Annotated in this window: 20 protein-coding genes; 13 read left to right on the forward strand and 7 right to left on the reverse strand. The window is 69.6% G+C overall.

Going from position 1 to position 15,838, the window contains the following annotated elements; translation table 11 throughout:
* Positions 1-17: 17 nt before the first annotated feature.
* Positions 18-1,412, reverse strand: a complete 1,395-nt coding sequence (locus tag ACIBH1_RS38395) for an aldehyde dehydrogenase family protein (protein ID WP_397318970.1) — start codon at positions 1,410-1,412, stop codon at positions 18-20.
* A 60-nt stretch (positions 1,413-1,472) separates the two neighbouring features.
* On the opposite strand from ACIBH1_RS38395, the gene ACIBH1_RS38400 reads away from it, so the two are divergent.
* A complete protein-coding gene (locus ACIBH1_RS38400) occupies positions 1,473-2,216 on the forward strand; it encodes an IclR family transcriptional regulator (protein ID WP_397318971.1) in 744 nt (247 codons plus the stop codon).
* A gap of 370 nt (positions 2,217-2,586) precedes the next feature.
* Here ACIBH1_RS38400 and ACIBH1_RS38405 read toward each other — a convergent pair whose 3' ends face one another.
* A complete protein-coding gene (locus ACIBH1_RS38405; RefSeq protein WP_397318972.1) occupies positions 2,587-2,952 on the reverse strand; it encodes a DUF4267 domain-containing protein in 366 nt (121 codons plus the stop codon).
* 93 nt (positions 2,953-3,045) lie between these two features.
* Between ACIBH1_RS38405 and ACIBH1_RS38410 the strand changes: the two genes are divergently transcribed.
* The 7 genes from ACIBH1_RS38410 (at position 3,046) to ACIBH1_RS38440 (ending at position 7,814) form a co-directional block, all read left to right on the forward strand.
* Positions 3,046-3,618 (forward strand): TetR/AcrR family transcriptional regulator, encoded by a 573-nt coding sequence (locus ACIBH1_RS38410; RefSeq protein ID WP_397318973.1) that lies wholly within the window; start codon positions 3,046-3,048, stop codon positions 3,616-3,618.
* 32 nt (positions 3,619-3,650) lie between these two features.
* Positions 3,651-4,247: a hypothetical protein gene (locus tag ACIBH1_RS38415; RefSeq protein WP_397318974.1), complete on the forward strand. Its 597-nt coding sequence runs from the start codon at positions 3,651-3,653 to the stop codon at positions 4,245-4,247.
* A gap of 8 nt (positions 4,248-4,255) precedes the next feature.
* Complete coding sequence (locus ACIBH1_RS38420) at positions 4,256-4,960, forward strand: dienelactone hydrolase family protein (protein WP_397318975.1); 705 nt, start codon at positions 4,256-4,258, stop codon at positions 4,958-4,960.
* 148 nt (positions 4,961-5,108) lie between these two features.
* Positions 5,109-5,591, forward strand: a complete 483-nt coding sequence (locus ACIBH1_RS38425) for a VanZ family protein (protein ID WP_397318976.1) — start codon at positions 5,109-5,111, stop codon at positions 5,589-5,591.
* Positions 5,592-5,741: 150 nt separating this feature from the next.
* A complete protein-coding gene (locus ACIBH1_RS38430; RefSeq protein ID WP_397318977.1) occupies positions 5,742-6,494 on the forward strand; it encodes a GntR family transcriptional regulator in 753 nt (250 codons plus the stop codon).
* 123 nt (positions 6,495-6,617) lie between these two features.
* Entirely contained in the window at positions 6,618-6,854 is a 237-nt protein-coding gene (locus ACIBH1_RS38435) for a hypothetical protein (protein WP_397318978.1), read from the forward strand.
* Between the two features lie 324 nt (positions 6,855-7,178).
* Positions 7,179-7,814 carry a hypothetical protein gene (locus ACIBH1_RS38440; protein WP_397318979.1) on the forward strand — a complete coding sequence of 212 codons (636 nt, stop codon included), beginning with the start codon at positions 7,179-7,181 and terminating at the stop codon, positions 7,812-7,814.
* 68 nt (positions 7,815-7,882) lie between these two features.
* On the opposite strand, the gene ACIBH1_RS38445 is transcribed toward ACIBH1_RS38440, so the two are convergent.
* Positions 7,883-8,869: a hypothetical protein gene (locus ACIBH1_RS38445; RefSeq protein WP_397318980.1), complete on the reverse strand. Its 987-nt coding sequence runs from the start codon at positions 8,867-8,869 to the stop codon at positions 7,883-7,885.
* Between the two features lie 136 nt (positions 8,870-9,005).
* Here ACIBH1_RS38445 and ACIBH1_RS38450 point away from each other — a divergent pair, with 136 nt between their 5' ends.
* On the forward strand, positions 9,006-9,527 hold the full coding sequence (locus ACIBH1_RS38450) for a gamma carbonic anhydrase family protein (RefSeq protein WP_397318981.1): 522 nt from the start codon (positions 9,006-9,008) through the stop codon (positions 9,525-9,527).
* On the opposite strand, the gene ACIBH1_RS38455 is transcribed toward ACIBH1_RS38450, so the two are convergent.
* Positions 9,499-10,326, reverse strand: a complete 828-nt coding sequence (locus ACIBH1_RS38455; RefSeq protein ID WP_397318982.1) for a hypothetical protein — start codon at positions 10,324-10,326, stop codon at positions 9,499-9,501. The two genes, ACIBH1_RS38450 and ACIBH1_RS38455, sit on opposite strands and share 29 nt — an antisense overlap.
* A gap of 135 nt (positions 10,327-10,461) precedes the next feature.
* Positions 10,462-11,394 (reverse strand): AraC family transcriptional regulator, encoded by a 933-nt coding sequence (locus ACIBH1_RS38460; RefSeq protein ID WP_397318983.1) that lies wholly within the window; start codon positions 11,392-11,394, stop codon positions 10,462-10,464.
* A 93-nt stretch (positions 11,395-11,487) separates the two neighbouring features.
* On the opposite strand from ACIBH1_RS38460, the gene ACIBH1_RS38465 reads away from it, so the two are divergent.
* Positions 11,488-12,483, forward strand: coding sequence for a zinc-dependent alcohol dehydrogenase family protein (locus ACIBH1_RS38465; protein WP_397318984.1), 996 nt, complete (start codon positions 11,488-11,490; stop codon positions 12,481-12,483).
* A 14-nt stretch (positions 12,484-12,497) separates the two neighbouring features.
* On the opposite strand, the gene ACIBH1_RS38470 is transcribed toward ACIBH1_RS38465, so the two are convergent.
* Positions 12,498-12,863: a MerR family transcriptional regulator gene (locus ACIBH1_RS38470; protein WP_397318985.1), complete on the reverse strand. Its 366-nt coding sequence runs from the start codon at positions 12,861-12,863 to the stop codon at positions 12,498-12,500.
* 74 nt (positions 12,864-12,937) lie between these two features.
* Between ACIBH1_RS38470 and ACIBH1_RS38475 the strand changes: the two genes are divergently transcribed.
* The 3 genes from ACIBH1_RS38475 to ACIBH1_RS38485 are packed head-to-tail and all read left to right on the forward strand — an operon-like array spanning position 12,938 to position 15,060.
* Positions 12,938-13,279 (forward strand): hypothetical protein, encoded by a 342-nt coding sequence (locus ACIBH1_RS38475; protein ID WP_397318986.1) that lies wholly within the window; start codon positions 12,938-12,940, stop codon positions 13,277-13,279.
* A gap of 4 nt (positions 13,280-13,283) precedes the next feature.
* Positions 13,284-13,616 carry a YnfA family protein gene (locus tag ACIBH1_RS38480; protein WP_397318987.1) on the forward strand — a complete coding sequence of 111 codons (333 nt, stop codon included), beginning with the start codon at positions 13,284-13,286 and terminating at the stop codon, positions 13,614-13,616.
* 28 nt (positions 13,617-13,644) lie between these two features.
* On the forward strand, positions 13,645-15,060 hold the full coding sequence (locus ACIBH1_RS38485; RefSeq protein WP_397318989.1) for a hypothetical protein: 1,416 nt from the start codon (positions 13,645-13,647) through the stop codon (positions 15,058-15,060).
* 493 nt (positions 15,061-15,553) lie between these two features.
* On the opposite strand, the gene ACIBH1_RS38490 is transcribed toward ACIBH1_RS38485, so the two are convergent.
* A complete protein-coding gene (locus ACIBH1_RS38490; protein ID WP_181610929.1) occupies positions 15,554-15,835 on the reverse strand; it encodes a metal-sensitive transcriptional regulator in 282 nt (93 codons plus the stop codon).
* Positions 15,836-15,838 lie beyond the last annotated feature (3 nt).

Below are 15,838 nucleotides of genomic sequence, written 5' to 3' on the forward strand. Positions count from 1 at the left end.
GGCGTTCTTCCGGAACATCAGCGGATCTCCATCGTGATCGTCGTCGGCTCGGAGTAGAAGTCGAGCGAGTGGGTTCCGCCCTCGCGGCCGATGCCGGAGAGCTTCACGCCGCCGAACGGGGTGCGCAGATCGCGCAGGTACCAGGTGTTCACCCACACCAGTCCCGCCTCCAGGCGCCTGGCGACCCGGTGGGCCCGGTCCAGGTCGCTCGTCCACACGGTCGCGGCCAGGCCGTACTCGCTGTCGTTGGCCCTTTCGACCGCCTCGTCCTCGGTGTCGAAGGGGGCGACGTGGCAGACCGGGCCGAAGATCTCCTCGGTGTTGAACCTGGAGCGCTCGCTCAGCCCGGTCACGATCGTGGGCTCCACGAAGTATCCGGACTTCGACAACACGGAACCGCCGCCGGCGTGGAACTTGCCGCCCTCCTCGCGGGCGAGGTCGTAGTACGACTGCACCTTCTCCCGGTGCTCCTTGGAGATCATCGGCTGGCGGTGGATCTCGTCGAGACCGCTGACCAGGGCGGCGACGAAGTCGTCGAAGATCGGGCGCTCGACGTACAGCCGCTCCGTGCACAGGCACACCTGGCCGCCGTTGAGGAACACCGAGCGCAGCGTGCCCGCCACCGCCCTGTCGAAGTCGCAGTCGGCGAACACGACGCCGGCGTTCTTGCCGCCCAGCTCGAACGAGATCGGCTTGACCCGGTCGGCCACCGACCGCATGATGCTCCGGCCCGTCTGCGTCGATCCGGTGAAGGTCACCCCGTCGACGCCCTGGTGCTCCACCAGGAGCCGTCCGGTCTCGCCGTACCCGTGGACGACGTTGACCACGCCGGGCGGCAGGCCCGCCTGCTCGCAGATCTCGGCGAACAGCGCCGCGCTCGCCGGGGTGTTCTCCGACGGCTTGACCACCACCGTGTTGCCCGCGACCAGGGCGGGAGCCAGCTTCCACGTCATCAGCAGGAACGGCAGGTTCCACGGGACGATCACCGCCACGACGCCCAGCGGCCTGCGCACCGTGTAGCTCAGGACCCCGTCGAGGTGGAAGGCCTCCTCGGGCCGCTGCGCGGCGATCTCGGCGAAGGCCCTGAAGTTGGCCGCGCCACGCGGGATGTCCAGGCTCCTGGTCTGCTCGACCGGCTTGCCGGTGTCCGCGATCTCCACCGCGACCAGGTCGTCGAACCTGCGCTCGATGCCGTCGGCGAGCTTGCGCATCCACCCGGCCCGCTCGGCCACCGGCAACGCGGCCCACGCCGGCGCCGCCCGCCTGGCCGCCGCGACCGCCCTGTCGACGATCGTCGGGTCCGCCTCGTGGACCTCGCGGATCCGCTGACCGGACACCGGGTCGTAGGCCGGGAACGTGCTTCCCTCAGGCAGGAACTCGCCCCCGACAAAGTGCGCTATCTGCTCAAACACCACAACTCCTCACATCATCGGGTATAGAGCTTCGCCCCTCCCTGGACAACAATGAGTTCCATGTCACGGAACCTGTCGATGCTCGAGAAGTCGTGGCTCATCCTCGACGCGTTCCGCCCCACCGGCGGCCCCCTCCGCCTCCTGGACGTCGCCGACAGATGCCACCTTCCCAAGACCACCACCTTCAGACTGCTCACCGAACTGACCGAGATCGGCGCCATCGCCCGCCGACCCGACGGCTACTACCTCGGCCGGCGACTGTTCGAACTCGGCAGCATCGTCCCTCTCGAACGAGACCTGCGCCACGCCGCGCTGCCCTTCATGCACGACCTCTACGAAGCCACCCACGAAACCATCCACCTCGGGGTGAGAGACGGGCTCGACGTCGTCTACGTGGAGAAGATCCGCGGACGGGAGTCGTTCTCCCTCCCGTCACGGGTCGGGGGCAGGCTGCCGCTGACCTGCACGGGGATCGGCAAGGCGCTGCTGGCGTACTCGGGGCCGGCGCTGATCGAGGAGGTGCTCGCCCGGCCCCTCCGTGCCATGACCGCGCACTCGATCGTGGACGCACAACGGCTGGAGGAGGCGCTGGGCCAGATCCAGGCGGCCGGGGTGGCATTCGAGCGGGAGGAGGCCCAGGTGGGCGGCGCCTGCATCGCCGCGCCGGTGTTCAGCGAGGGGGAGGTGGTGGCGGCGCTGTCGGTGTCGGTACCGCTGGGGCGCTTCCACCCGACCCGCCTCGCACCGGCGGTAAAGACGGCGGCCCTGGGGGTGTCCAGGGCACTGGGGAGACGGTCGCTCTAGGGGGTCGGGCCTCAGGCGGCGGAGTCAGCCATCTCGCTCGGCCAGCCCCAGACCAGCCACCGGCCGGCCGCCACGCCCATCGGCCCAAGCCGCCTGGCCACCTTCCCCGGCCCGACCCGGCCGCTGGCTGTGCTCGCTCCCCGCAGCCACCTCACCCCGATGCCACCTCCCGCCAACCACGCCTCCCCGGCGTCGGCAGGCAGCGGGACGGCGAAGTCCGGCGCCCAGCCACCACACCCCACGACTGATGGCAACTGCCGGAAGCCCCCGGCCCGAGCAGGACCGGGGGCGGGCGGGTGGGTGGGGGGTGGGCGAACGGGGGCGAGGTGAGTAAGGGAGGAGGGCGAGACAGAAGGCAGGATCAGACGCCTCAGACGAGGAAGAGCAGTGCCGAGCTGATCAGCACCGTCACCGCCGTAGCGAAGTGCACCCCGAACGCCACCGCCCTGCTCCCCCCGTTCCGCAGAACGATCACCGTGTCGGCCAGCGGGTTGAGTGCCACCACGAGCATCATCCAGGCCCCCGCCTGTGCCCCCGCGAAGGCGAGCAGCGCCAGCCCGAGGATCCCGTAGCTCAGGTCGCGGATCCCCTTGATGTGCAGGTAGGCGACGTCGGTCGTGGCCGCCACGCCGTACCCCGCGGCGGAGGGGATGGGCTGCAGCAGGAACCTGGCCCCGATGAAGACCACGAAGAGGTTGAGCACGATCGCCAGGCCGTACGCGACAACAGTGAACATGAGTCACTCCCAAAGAAGATCTAGCACCGCTAGGAACAAGGTCGACGCTAACATATCTCTGACAGATGCGCTAGCGGTGCTAGCATTGCGGTCATGAGCATCCAGGCGCGCAAGGAACGAGAGCGGGCGGAACGGGAGCGGCGCATCATCACGACGGCGCGCGACCTGGCCGAGGCCGAGGGCTGGGACGCGGTGACGACGCGAAGGCTCGCCGCCGAGATCGAGTACAGCCAGCCCGTCCTCTACAGCCACTTCAAGGGCATGGACGCGATCATGGCCGTCGTCGCCGTCGAAGGGTTCGCGGAGCTCGCGCAGTTGCTCCGCGAGGCCAGGGTCAGCTCGACGACCTCCCAGCAGGCCGTCGAGCGGGTGGGCAGGGCGTACGCCGACTTCGCCGACGCGCATCCCGCGCTCTACGAGGCGATGTTCGTCCGGGCCGTCGACCTGCCCTTCGCCACGCCCCGGGCCCCCGAGGCCCTGCAGGCGGGGTACGGCGAGCTGCGCGAGGTGATGCGCCCGCTCGCCGGCGACGACGACGTGGAGGTGCTCACGGAGACCTTCTGGGGTGGTCTGCATGGAATGGTCACCCTCCAGCGCAGCCGCAGGCTGCACCCCTCCACCTACCGCGCCTGCATCGAGCTGCTGATCAAGCGATTCGTCGGCTGACCTGGGCGGCGGCCGGGCGTACATTCGGGGTCATGCTGTTCGAGAAACGCCTGCGCGAGGGGGTGCGCGACGGCTCGATCACCCTGGCCTTCCGCCGATGGCGCCGCAGCCAGGTCAGGCCGGGAGGCCGCTACCGCATGGGCGAGGGCCTGATCGCCGAGGTCACCGCCGTCGGCGTGGCCGGCGAGGTCGATGACGACGACGCGAGAAGGGCCGGGTACGGCACGCGCGACGAACTCCTGGCCGACCTGCGCAACGGTGAGGGTGCGCGGGCCAGGCGAGGCGGGCGTCGCCCGACGCAGGACGAGGGCGATCTGTATCGCATCGAGCTGCGCCTGGCCGCCGAGCGCGACCCGAGGGACGACCTGGCCGCCGACACCGCGATCGACCTGCCCGCCCTCGCCGCGCGCCTGGAACGTATGGGCCCGTGGACGGTGCCCGCGCTGGAGCTGATCGCCGCCAACCCCGGGGTGCGCGCGGCCGACCTGGCTCCGCGGCTCGGCCAGGACACCGCGGTGTTCAAGCTCAACGTCCGCAAGCTCAAGAACCTCGGTCTGACCATCAGCCTGGAGACGGGTTACCGCATCTCGCCGCGGGGTTCCGCATTCCTGGCCGCGAGGAGGACATAGGGGAACCCATGGAAACGCGCACAGACCGGATCGAGACCAGCGACGGCAGCTTCGACGTGCACCTGTGGATCCCCGACGCGGGCCACGGGCCGGGCGTCGTCCTGCCCCACGAGATCTTCGGAGTCGGCCAGTACATCAGGGACGTCGCGGCCGACCTGGCGGGGCGCGGTTACGTGGTCGCCGCGCCTGACCTGTTCTGGCGGCTGCACCCGAACTGGGAGGCGCTGCCGGGCGAGGAGAGCCTCAGGGCGTCGCTCGACCTGGCCTCGCGGCTGGACTTCCCGCAGGCGGTGGCCGACTGCGCGCTGACCGCCGATCATCTGGCCAAGCTGCCCGAGGTCACGGAGGGTGTGGGCACGGTGGGTTTCTGCCTGGGCGGGTCGATCGCCTACACGCTGGCCGCCAGCGTGCCGCTGCGGGTGGTGTTGTCGTTTTACGGCTCAGCCGTACCGGATCATCTGGGTCTGCTCGACCGGATCGACTGCCCGGTGTTCTTCGTGTTCGGCGGCAGTGATCAGTACATCTCGCGCGACCGGGTCGCCGCCGTCGAGAAGGCCGCCGAGGGCCGGGAGAACGTCACGGTCTACGTGGACGAGTCGGCCGGGCACGCCTTCCACAACCACCAGGATCCGGCCTTCCACCATCCGGAGGCGGCCGCGCGGGTCTGGCCGGCCGCGGTCGAGTTCCTCGCCCGCGCTCTGCCCGTACGGTGAACGGCGCGTAAACGGCTGCACGGAAGCTGCACACAGCCCCCACAGACCCTGTCTGTCGGGCTACCTTCCCGTACCTCAGGATGAACGGGTGACGCGCGCTTGGGACCTGTGGGGAAATGTCATCATTGCTGCCCTTTTGGGGCTTCCGGTGGCCCTCCTCGCAGCCCTGATCCTCACCCGGCTCCGTAAGCGCGCCAACCACCCCGCACCCCTGCGCACCGCCCTCGCTGACGTGGGCATAGTCGCCGGAACGGCCCCCTGGGTGTGGATGATCCTCACCCCGCTGCATCGCGGCGTGCGCGTCACGCTCGTGCCCTTCCATGAGCTCGGCTGGTTCTTCACCCAGCCGTTCGGGACCGTGTTCGTGCAGGTCGTGGGCAACTTACTGGTCTTCGCGGCGCTTGGTGCGCTGCTGCCTGTCCGCTCCAGGCGCTTCGCCTCGCTCCCCCGCGTCGCGCTCGTGGCGGCCCTCGCGTCCACGACCGTGGAGGTCCTCCAGTACGGCTTCCGCCTCGGACGGCATTCCACCGTGGACGACGTGTTGATCAACACCGCGGGCGCCGTACTGTTCGCCCTGGTTACACGCCGCTGGTGGGCTGATCGAATAGCGGCCAGGACCGTTCCAAGGTAACGGACCGCAAAAACGACCTCTGATCGCCACACGGGCACGATCCACTCAAAAGAAGCACGCGACCAACCTGCGTATCTGTGCGATCGTGGACAAGACGGGGCAAGTTCTCTGGAGACGCCAAACCCGGTTGGTGACAGAGGGTGATCGAACGTGTCTGAATCCCCGGTACCTCACGAGCCCCCCATCTATCGCCGCATCGCCGACCAGCTCCGTGCCCGGATCGCGGCCGGCGAGCTGCGCGATGGGGACAAGTTGCCGGGGGAGAACGCGCTCATGTCCGAGTACGGGATTGCGCGCGCTACTGCCCGGCAAGCGCTATCCGTCCTAATCAACGAAGGGCTGGCAGTACCGAAACGAGGCTCGGGGGTCTATGTGCGACTGTTCAAACCCATCCGAAGACACGGCTCCCGCCGTCTGTCCCGCGAGCAGTGGGGACAGGGCAGGTCCATCTGGGACGCGGACACCAGAGGACGCCCGTTCACCGTGGACGAGGTGGAGATCGTTCGTGAACCCGCTTCCTTCGAGGCGGGGAGCGTGCTCGACACACGCGACGTGTGGGTCAGGCGGCGGCGCTACTCCGTGGATGCGCGCCCTGTCCAACTGGCCACTTCTTACTTCCCTGCCGATCTGGTCGAGGGAAGCGCGATCACCCTGAACGACACCGGCCCCGGCGGTGTCTACGCTCGCCTCGGCGATCTGGGAGTCGGCCCCGCGCACTTCACCGAGGAAGTGCGCGCCCGCATGCCCACCCCGCGCGAGGCACATCTGCTGGATCTACCTGGCGGCACGCCGGTCATCGTCGTCCTGCGCACCGCGTACACCGCTCGAGGCATCCCGGTCGAGTTGAACGAGATGGTGCTGGATGCGGCCGCATATGTACTTCAGTATGACTTCGACGCATAGATCAAGTTGGTCTGTCAAGCGGTAGGTTGACCTAGCCTTGGCGGATCTTGTCCTCTCTAGAGATGTGAAGTCTCCTGGGAGGAGCACGGAAAGTCGCAAAGCGGGCCCGGGAAGGGTTGAGCGATGTCCTTTGATCGGCATCTTGCCGAGATCGCCCGGGAGTACCCGCATTGGACCATCTGGCGGAGCGACGCGGGCCGCTGGTGGGCCACCAGGCACCACCCGCTCAGCGCAGCGCAGCGCGAGGCGGGATGCGCCATGACCATCGATGCCGATGATCCTGACGGGCTGCGCGAGCAGCTGCGAGACCAAGAGAGGCGGGCGCGTCTGCCCGGAGCGACGGATGCGCCCGATCCCTGATCCTGGACCGGTCCACTAGGTCCAGGCCATAGTCGCCCGGTGCCGGGTCCAGCGTCTCGGCGGCTCCGGCACCGGGCTCCCACGCGGAAGTCCTTGACCCTATCGGGGGCGGGGGCTTCCGCTCATTTCTGCCATGATCGCACCTGGTGGGGATGAGATCCATGGGGTGTCCGATGCTTGCCACCGACCAGATACCGACTATTTACGGATAAATCCGGCACAGCCCCGAACCAATCCTTCTTCGGTGTCGTCCAAAAAAGATCACCGCGCATCTGAAGGGGTCCACGTGATCAGCTGGTCGAACACCGTGAGCGCGCCGCGAGCATGAAGTTTCGCAAACGCACCCCGAGCTCCGCGGAACGCCTCGACGTCACCCGCCTCCCCGACGATGTCGTGGCCCTCATCGACGCCCTCGGACCCGACGAGCACGTGATCGTCACCCGTGACGGCGCGTCGATCGCGAAGATCTCCAGCACCGTCGCCGTGGTCCAGGGAGCCGTCGTCGGCCGTGACGCGCCGAATGAGGTGAAGCAGGAGGCGCCGAAGGACTACGACAGCGTGACGGTCGTGGCCACCGCGATGAAACTGTCCGCCAAGGCCCGCGTGGCGCTGGCGAAGCAGCTCGGGCCCGACTACGTGGTGCTCGACATGCTCGCGGCCCCCAAGACGACCGACGTGCTGCTGGTGCCGGCGGGGAGCCCGCAGCTGATCGGGGCGCTCAAGAACTCCTTCCCCAAGGCCAGAATCGTGATCACCGAGATCGAGGACGACGAGCTCGGGGTGCAGTATCACGGGCCGGTGCGGCGGCTGCTCGACGCGGGGGCGGACGCGTACCTGCCGCCGGCGAACCTTCCCGGGCTCGCCAGGCAACTGGAGTTCACGCTGTACCACGGGCGCGAGCTCAGCGGAGGGACCGCGGCGCCGTTGCAGCTCGAATCAGGGGGCCCGGACGACGCGTGATGCCCGGGACGGCACCGTAGTGTCGCCGCCCCGGCCTCGCCCGCCTGCAAGACGGCCCTCCCCCAGCACTACTGCGGCGAAGGCAGCCTGTTCAACGTGATCTCGTCGTCCACTTCCTCCTCCGGAGCGGGCTCCGGGCCGATCTCCTCCACCACGACCAGCTCGCCGCGCGGCGACTCGCTGGGCAGGGGGGCGGGCGGGGCGGTCGGGATGAGCTCGCCCGCCATCGCCTCCTTGTCCATGAGGTCGGCCAGCACGACGCTGATCTCGCTCAGGCGGCGCACGACCTCGCCGTGGGTGTCGGTCAGGTAGGAGACACGGCGGCCCGTGTGCTCGTCGAGGGAGTTGGCGCGCTGCTGGGCCGAGGTGAGGGTCGTCTCGGCCTCGCCGCGTGCCGTACGCAACGTGGCGTCGGCTTCCGCACGGGCGCTTCCGAGGGTCGACTCGGCCTCCGCGCGGGCGCTCTCGACCAGCTGCTCGGACTCCACACGCGCGGCCGTCAGCATGCGGTCGGCCTCGCCACGCGCCTCGCGCAGGCCCTCTTCCGCCTCGGCGCGGGCGGTGGTGAGGGTCTCCTCGGCGTCGGCGCCGGCCTGGGCGAGCATGCGCTCGGCTGCCTCGGTGGCCTCGGCGACGCGCCGTTCGGCCTCGGCCTGCGCCGAGGTGAGGATCTTGTCGGACGTCTCCCGCGCGGACGTCACGAGCCGGTCGGCCTCGGCCTGCGCGCCCTCCACCCGACGGACGGCGTCCGCCTCGGCGTCGGAACGCTTGGAGGCGGCTTCCTCCTCACCGAGCTTGAGGATCTGGGCCAGTCGCGGGCTCAGGTCGTCGTAGCTCTGCGGCGCCTCCACCATGCGGCGGCGGGCCTCGGCCAGCTCGATGCGGGACTGCTCGGCTTGGTCTATGGCCCTGGCCAGGCGTTCTTCCAGGTCTCTGATCTGGTTGCGGGTGCGCAGCATGTGGTCGTGCACCTGACGCCGGTTGTAGCCGCGGATGGCGACTTCGAAGACGTCTTCTTGCATGAGTTCGGGAAGGATGTCGTGCTGGTTCGTCATGGGGGTTACCTGTTTGCGTGAGGCGGGAGAATCACTGCGAGTTGTGGCTGCGTGACTTCAGGAAACGACTTTGCTTCCTTCTGACCCAAGTCGCAACCGGAACGGCATAGGTGGGGCAGGAAATACGATGTGGCGGGTGTACATAGCAGCATTGGACGGCGGGGCGGTGCCCGACATTCACCCGGAGGCGTATATAGCGCCCGGAGCGACGGTAGTCGGGAATGTCAGGATCGGGGCCCGGGCGAGCATCTGGTACGGCTCCGTTCTTCGGGGAGACGACGAGCGGATCGAGATCGGTGAGGAGTGCAACGTCCAGGACCTGTGCTGCCTGCACGCCGACGCCGGCGAGCCGGCCGTCCTCGAGCCCCGGGTCAGCCTGGGCCACAAGGCCATGGTGCACGGAGCGCATGTGGAAACCGGTGCCCTGATCGGGATCGGTGCAATCGTGCTCGGTGGCGCGCGCATCGGCGCAGGCACTCTCGTCGCAGCTGGAGCCCTGGTCGGGCCGGGAAAGAAAATCCCCGCGGGCGTGCTCGTCGCGGGCACGCCCGGCAAGATCGTGCGCGAGCTCACCGACTCCGACCGTGCGACCTTCGCTCGCACACCGGACAACTATCACGCCAAGGCACTCAGGCACCGGCGGGCGTCAGCAATCTGATCAGCACCTCGTCGCTCACCGAGGCCGGGTTCATGGGGTCGACGCCGTCGGGCATGTGAGGGCGCAGGAAGCGGACGAAGTCGACGCTGAGCTTCAGGTCCGGCTTGCCCTTGATGTCGGTGAGGTTCGCCTTGGCCGGGTCCTGCTTGAGGGTGCCGAAGCTGTTCCAGTCGGTGTAGCCGGTCATGCCCCACTGGAGCACCTGCGTCTCGGCCAGGTCGGGACGGGCCCAGCGTCTGCCGACCTTCCAGGCGCCGCCCTCCTCCTTGTAGAAGGCGACCACCAGGCTGCCCGTCCTGGCCAGGACCAGCTCCACCCAGCCGGCCTTCACCGGGTGCTCCTCCGGCTTGGAGCTGCCGTCGAGGGTCTCCTTGACCTCGACGCGGTTGGCGACGTCGCCGGTGCCGGTCGTCACGGAGAGCCAGTTGGGCTTGGTGTCGGAGTCGGGGACCCTGACCATCGCGCCGCCGAGCGAGAAGATCTGCTTGGGCGAGCCGCCCTTGAGGCCCTCCGACTTGACCCGCATGTGCATCACGATGTCGCCCGCGAGCTCCTGGTAGACGAACGGGCCGCGGAAGCCGTCGAACCAGGCCGAGGGCTTGGGTTCCAGGGTGAGGTGGCCGCCGGCGATCTCCAGCCTGGTGAGGCGGTTGAGGTCGCCTTCGGTGTCGCTGAGCTTCAGCCATACGGGCAGCTCCGCCGTACTGGTGAATTCGCTCGACGCCGAGCCGACCTCGCCGCCGGGGACGGGCGGGTCGGCTTCTCCCAGTGGGAGGGCGGCGCCGCCGGACTGAGCCACTGGTGGAGGGGTTGGTGGCCCGCCCGTCGTGCAGCCGCTTACCCCGCAAACGACCACAAGAGCCGCAATTACCCTCGCCCGCATATCGGACATTCTGCCGTCTTTAATGGCCGGGGCGGCACCTGACTGGCATGTTCATGATCCCGCCGCAGCGCTGGAGTGCTGTCTGCGGTACCTCCCGGGCGACATCCCGAACTCCCGCTTGAACGCCTTGGCGAAGGCGAACTCCGAGGAGTAGCCGCCTCCTTCGGCGACCACGCGCAGCGGAACGTCGCTGGTGGCCAGCAGCCGCCCGGCCACGGTCATGCGCCACCACGTCAGGTAGGTGAGGGGCGGCTGGCCCACCACCGCGGTGAAGCGGCGCGCGAAGGCCGCCCGCGACAGGCCCGCCCGCGCGCCCAGTTCCTCCACGGTCCACGGGTGGGCGGGGTCGTGGTGGAGGGCGTGCAGGGCGTCGGCCATCGCCGGATCGGCCAGCGCCGCGGCCCAGCCGGTGGCGGCCTGGTCGGCGTGCCCGTGCAGCCAGGCGCGCAGGATGTAGAGCAGCAGCGAGTCGAGCAGCGCGGGCACCAGCGCGTCGGAACCGGGTCCCGGCTGCTCCAGCTCGGCCCCCAGCAGATCGACGGCGGCGCGGAGCGCGGGGTGCACGCCCATCCTGGCGGGCAGGTGGACGACGTCGGGAAGCCCGGTGAGCAGCGGGTGCGCCCGCGTCCGGCTGAGCCGGTAGGCGCCGCACAACATCAGCGTGGCCGGTCCCGTGGCGGCAGGCGGCTCCTCGGTCATCACCCAGTTCCCGTCGTGGTCCTGGACGACGTCGACCAGCGGCGTAGCGGGATCGTCGGCGATGGCGTGCCCGCGTCCGTGGGCGAGGAAGACCACGTCGCCTGGCGCGAGCGGCACGGGTTCACGGCCGGGCGGGAGCAGCCAGCAGGAGCCGCGGAGGATGACGTGGCAGCCCGCGCCGTCGGAGGGGGCGAACCGCATGCCCCACGGCGCGGCCATGAGGGTGCGCGAGGAGTGCGGGACGCCGGTGCGCATCGCGGTGATCGCGTCGCTGAGCACATCCATGGCATCGATCATCCACGAGACGAGACGATCGGACAAGAACCAGAGACTCTGTGGCATGGAGAGTCTCCCCAGCGGATTTGTAGCGTCTTCCCCATGACGAACCACGCACGCACGGTGCTCTTCCACGAACTCGGCGGTCCCGACGTCCTGAAGGTCGAGGAGGTACGGCTCGGCGCGCCGGGCCGGGGTGAGGCGCGTGTCCGCATCGACGCCATCGGGGTCAACCGCGCCGAGGCGCTCTTCCGCGCCGGCACCTACTACTACCAGCCCACCCTTCCCGCCTCCCGCCTGGGCTTCGAGGCCGCGGGCACGGTCGAGGAGGTCGGTGCCGACGTCACGGACTTCGTGCCGGGCGACCTGGTCAGCGTCGTCGGCGATCAGGAGATGTCACGCCACGGCGTCTACGCGGACCGCGTCAACGTCCCGGCCCGCGCCCTGCTGCCCAGGCCCGCCACGATGGACGCCATCACCGGCGCCGCGTTGTGGACCACCTACCTGACCGCTTACGGCGCCCTGGTGGAGGTGGGCCGTACGGATCCCGGCGATGCCGTCGTCATCACCGCGGCCTCCAGCGCCGTCGGGCTCGCGGCCATCCAGATCGCCAACCATCTCGGCGCCGTGCCCGTCGCCGTCACCCGGACCGCCGCCAAGGCCGCGCGGCTGCTCCAGGCGGGAGCCGCCCACGTCGTCGCGGCCGACGAGGGCGACGTCGCCGGCCGGGTGCGTGCCCTCACCGGCGGCAAGGGCGCCAGGACCGTCTTCGACGCCGTCGGCGGGTCCGGCCTGGCCGAGCTCGCCCAGACCGTGGCGGACGGCGGGCTGCTGATCGTGTACGGCTGGCTCGACGCCCGGCCCGCGCCCCTGCCCATGAACTGGCCGCTCAACATCCACGGCTTCGCCGTCGACAGCGTCACCGCGGATCCCGCCCGCATGGCCCGCGCCCGCGCCTTCGTCGAGGCCGGCCTGCGGGCAGGCACGCTGAATCCCGCCATCGACCGGACCTTCGACCTGGCCGACATCGCCGAGGCGCATCGCCACATGGAGTCGAACGACCAGCTGGGCAAGATCGTCGTCACCGTCCGGCACTGAGCCGGCCGCCGGGATCACAGCAGGAGCCTGCAGCAACCGCTCTCGCAGTCCCGCAGGGTCTCCAGGGCCGCCCTCCTGGCCCTTCCCAACTCGGCGATCCTGGCGTCGATCCGGGTCACCACCGCCTCCAGCCGCCACCGCTCGCTCTCGCACGTAGCCTCTCCCTGATCGTGGGCGGCCAGGGCATCGACGACCTCGTCGAGGGTGAACCCCAGCTCCTGCAGGCTCTTGGCCATCCGGATGCGCTCCACGGCGGCAGGGGTGAAGGCGCGGTAGCCCGACGGCCTGCGTTCGGCGGCGGGCAGGACGCCCCGGCGCTCGTAGAAGCGGACCGTGTCGACGCTGACCCCGGCTTCCCGCGCCACCTGACCGATCTTCACCTGGCTCACCTCTTGACTCTGGACTTAGGTCCAGAGTCTACGGTTCGAGAAACAGCGTCAGAAGGAGATGCGCGATGAACATCCCTCCAGCGTCCACCCCGGTCGCGTGCGACATGAGCACCGCCCAGGACACCGTCGAGGAGCGGCTGCGGGAGTATCGGCGGTTGTTCGACCGGCATCTGGCGGGCCGGGAGCGGACCGGCCAGGGCATCCGGTTCCTGCTGCGCGCCGAGGCCGGCGTCGAGGAATGGGTGCGGGATCTGGCCGTCAGAGAGAAGGCCTGCTGCGCGTTCTTCGCCTTCGAGGTGTCGGTCGAGGGCGAGCACGTGGTGTGGGAGTGCGCCGTCAGCGACGACGACAACGCTCGTGCCGTCCTGGAGGAGTTCTACCGGCTTCCGGAGGATGCGATCTACTAGCGGCATGACGATCGCGCGTTCCCTGCTGTTGTTCGCCCTGGCCGCGGTTGCCGAGATCGGCGGCGCCTGGCTGGTGTGGCAGGGGGTGCGCGAGCAGCGGGGGCTGGTGTGGATCGGTGCCGGGGTCGTCGCGCTGGGCGTGTACGGGTTCGTCGCGACATTGCAGCCGGATGCGAACTTCGGGCGGATCCTGGCCGCTTACGGCGGGGTGTTCGTGGCCGGGTCGCTGGCGTGGGGGATGGTCGTGGACGGGTTCCGGCCTGACAGATGGGACGTGGTGGGGGCTTCCATCTGCTTGGTCGGGGTTTTGGTGATCATGTACGCTCCGCGCGGTTGAGCCCGTCGCGGCGCGTACTATTGCCGCCATGCCCGACCGCTGGGACGCGTTCGACGAAGCCGAGGCGGAGGCGAGGGCCATGATCCTCGACCCCCGCTGGTCAGGCCTGGCCGTACCCGTCAGAGCTCAGGCCATCGCCGCCCGCATCCTCGTCACCTCCGACGGCAGCAGATGGCTGTTCGGCGCCCACGGCCGGTGGCACGTGCAGGATCCGGTCGACGGACGCTGGCATCTGGCCGCCCCGCCCGCCCGCTGCCCGGCGACGAGGGTGTCCCACCCGGCCGCCGTGGTGCTCACGCACCTGATTCCGACCGGCCCCGACTGCGCGCCCGACTCGGGATCCGTGCAGGGGTTCATCGGGCCCGACGTGCCGAAGGAGCTCACGGAGCGCATCCGGGTGCTGCTGCGGCCCGCGGGCCGGCGGCCGGTCGCCGAATACCCGCTCACCGCCTTCACCGAGATCTTCGCCGCCGACGTGCCGAGCACCGTCGCCGCGATCTGGGGCACGATCATGTGGTGCGCCTACGCTCCGGCCTTCGACGGCAACGAGCGGCTGATCACGGTCTTCGGCGAGTATCTGGGCAGGCCGCTACCCGGCGACGAGTGGGTGCGGTGGATCCCGTCACCCGGGCTCATCGACCTGGCCACGCTGTTCGCCGAGCGGGTGCGGGGCGGGGAGCATCGCGCGGCGCTGCGGCTCGTGGCGCTGATGGCGGACACCGCGCACGCCCTGGCCGACGACGCCCGGTTCCGGCCGCGGGCGACGGCGCTGCTGGCGATGGTGGAGCCGCTGTTGCGCCAGCCGGATCTTGACGACCGCGCCGCCGCTCACGGCGACGAGGCCGTACGGCACGCGTGGCTGGCTCGCTGCCCCCGCGACCTCGACCGGGCGCTGCTGGCCGAGCGCTCCCCCGGCGAGGCGTTCAGGCATGCCGTGTACGACCTGGTGGGCAGCCTGGCCTTCGCGACCGAGCCCCTGGTGTGGGCGGGTGCCTTTCTTTCCGAGCTGCCCGATCCCGAAGGACGCATGGAGGCGTGGCTGGATCATCGGCTGCGCGCCGCGGTGCGACGTCAGGACCCGCCGGAGGCCACGCCCTTCCGGCGGGAGGCGGCGACGGGCTCCAGGGAGGGCGGCACCGCGTCCACCGGCTCCTGGGAGCTGCCCACGGGCGAGTGGGCGCCCGACGTCAGCGACTGGTCCGCCTCCGCCTCCAGGCCCAGGCCGGAGCCGCCGATGCCCACGCTGCCCAGCCCCGCCGTACAGAAGCTGATCGACCGTGAGCCGCCTGACCGGTCGACGGCCGCCGCGGTCCTGGGCGCGGCCTACGCGGCGGCGCACGCCTGGTCGAGGCTGACGGGCGTCGAGCTCACGCAGCATCCGGGTCCCAAGGCCGTCGCGGAGCGGATCGCGCACGAGCGGGACGACCCTCATGTAAACCACTAATCCCGCTATTTCACCCTTACTCCGCCTATATCGTTCTAACACTCAACCCATCCTGCAATTTCCCGAATTGTGATCTTAGAAACCGGGAAATGATCCTGTTGGGGGTAGCGCGGCGCAGAAAGGAATGACTCCGATGGGCCATGTCGCCGCAAGGCCCCCCGCCGTAACCTCGAAGAGGGTGTGGGCTGCGGAAGGAAGGACGACGCGGTGGGGCACGAAGACTTGGACCTCCGGGTCCATGACCGTGTCGCGTTGGACGAGATTGCGCTCTACGCCGAGGTACTCTCCGCCGTGGCGATCAGCCCGCGGCGACTGACCTTGGACGAGCTCGACGACGCGCTCGGGTTGCGGACTTCGGCAAGTCACTGAGAGAAGTCACGAGAGCAAGTCAGCACAGGACCATCACAAAGACCTAGTCCCGGACTCCCATGGGGTCCGGGACGGTGGTTTACGGGCCCGGGAAGGGGCCCCAGGGTGACTAGTCCCCCGAAAGCTACGAACGCACCAGCCGGGCGATGGCCGCCGAGGCCTCCTTCACCTTCGCGTCCGCCTCAGGGCCCCCGCTGTTGATCGCGTCGGCGACGCAGTGGGAGATGTGATCCTCGAGCAGCCCGAGCGCTACGGCCTGCAGCGCCCGCGTGGCGGCGGAGATCTGGGTGAGCACGTCGATGCAGTAGGAGTCGTCCTCCACCATGCGCTGCAGACCCCGGATCTGACCCTCGATACGCCTGAGGCGGGTCAGATACGCCTGCTTGTCTCCGCTGTACCCATGCATGAC

The organism is Nonomuraea sp. NPDC050663, from assembly GCF_044456985.1.
Taxonomy (GTDB): domain Bacteria; phylum Actinomycetota; class Actinomycetes; order Streptosporangiales; family Streptosporangiaceae; genus Nonomuraea.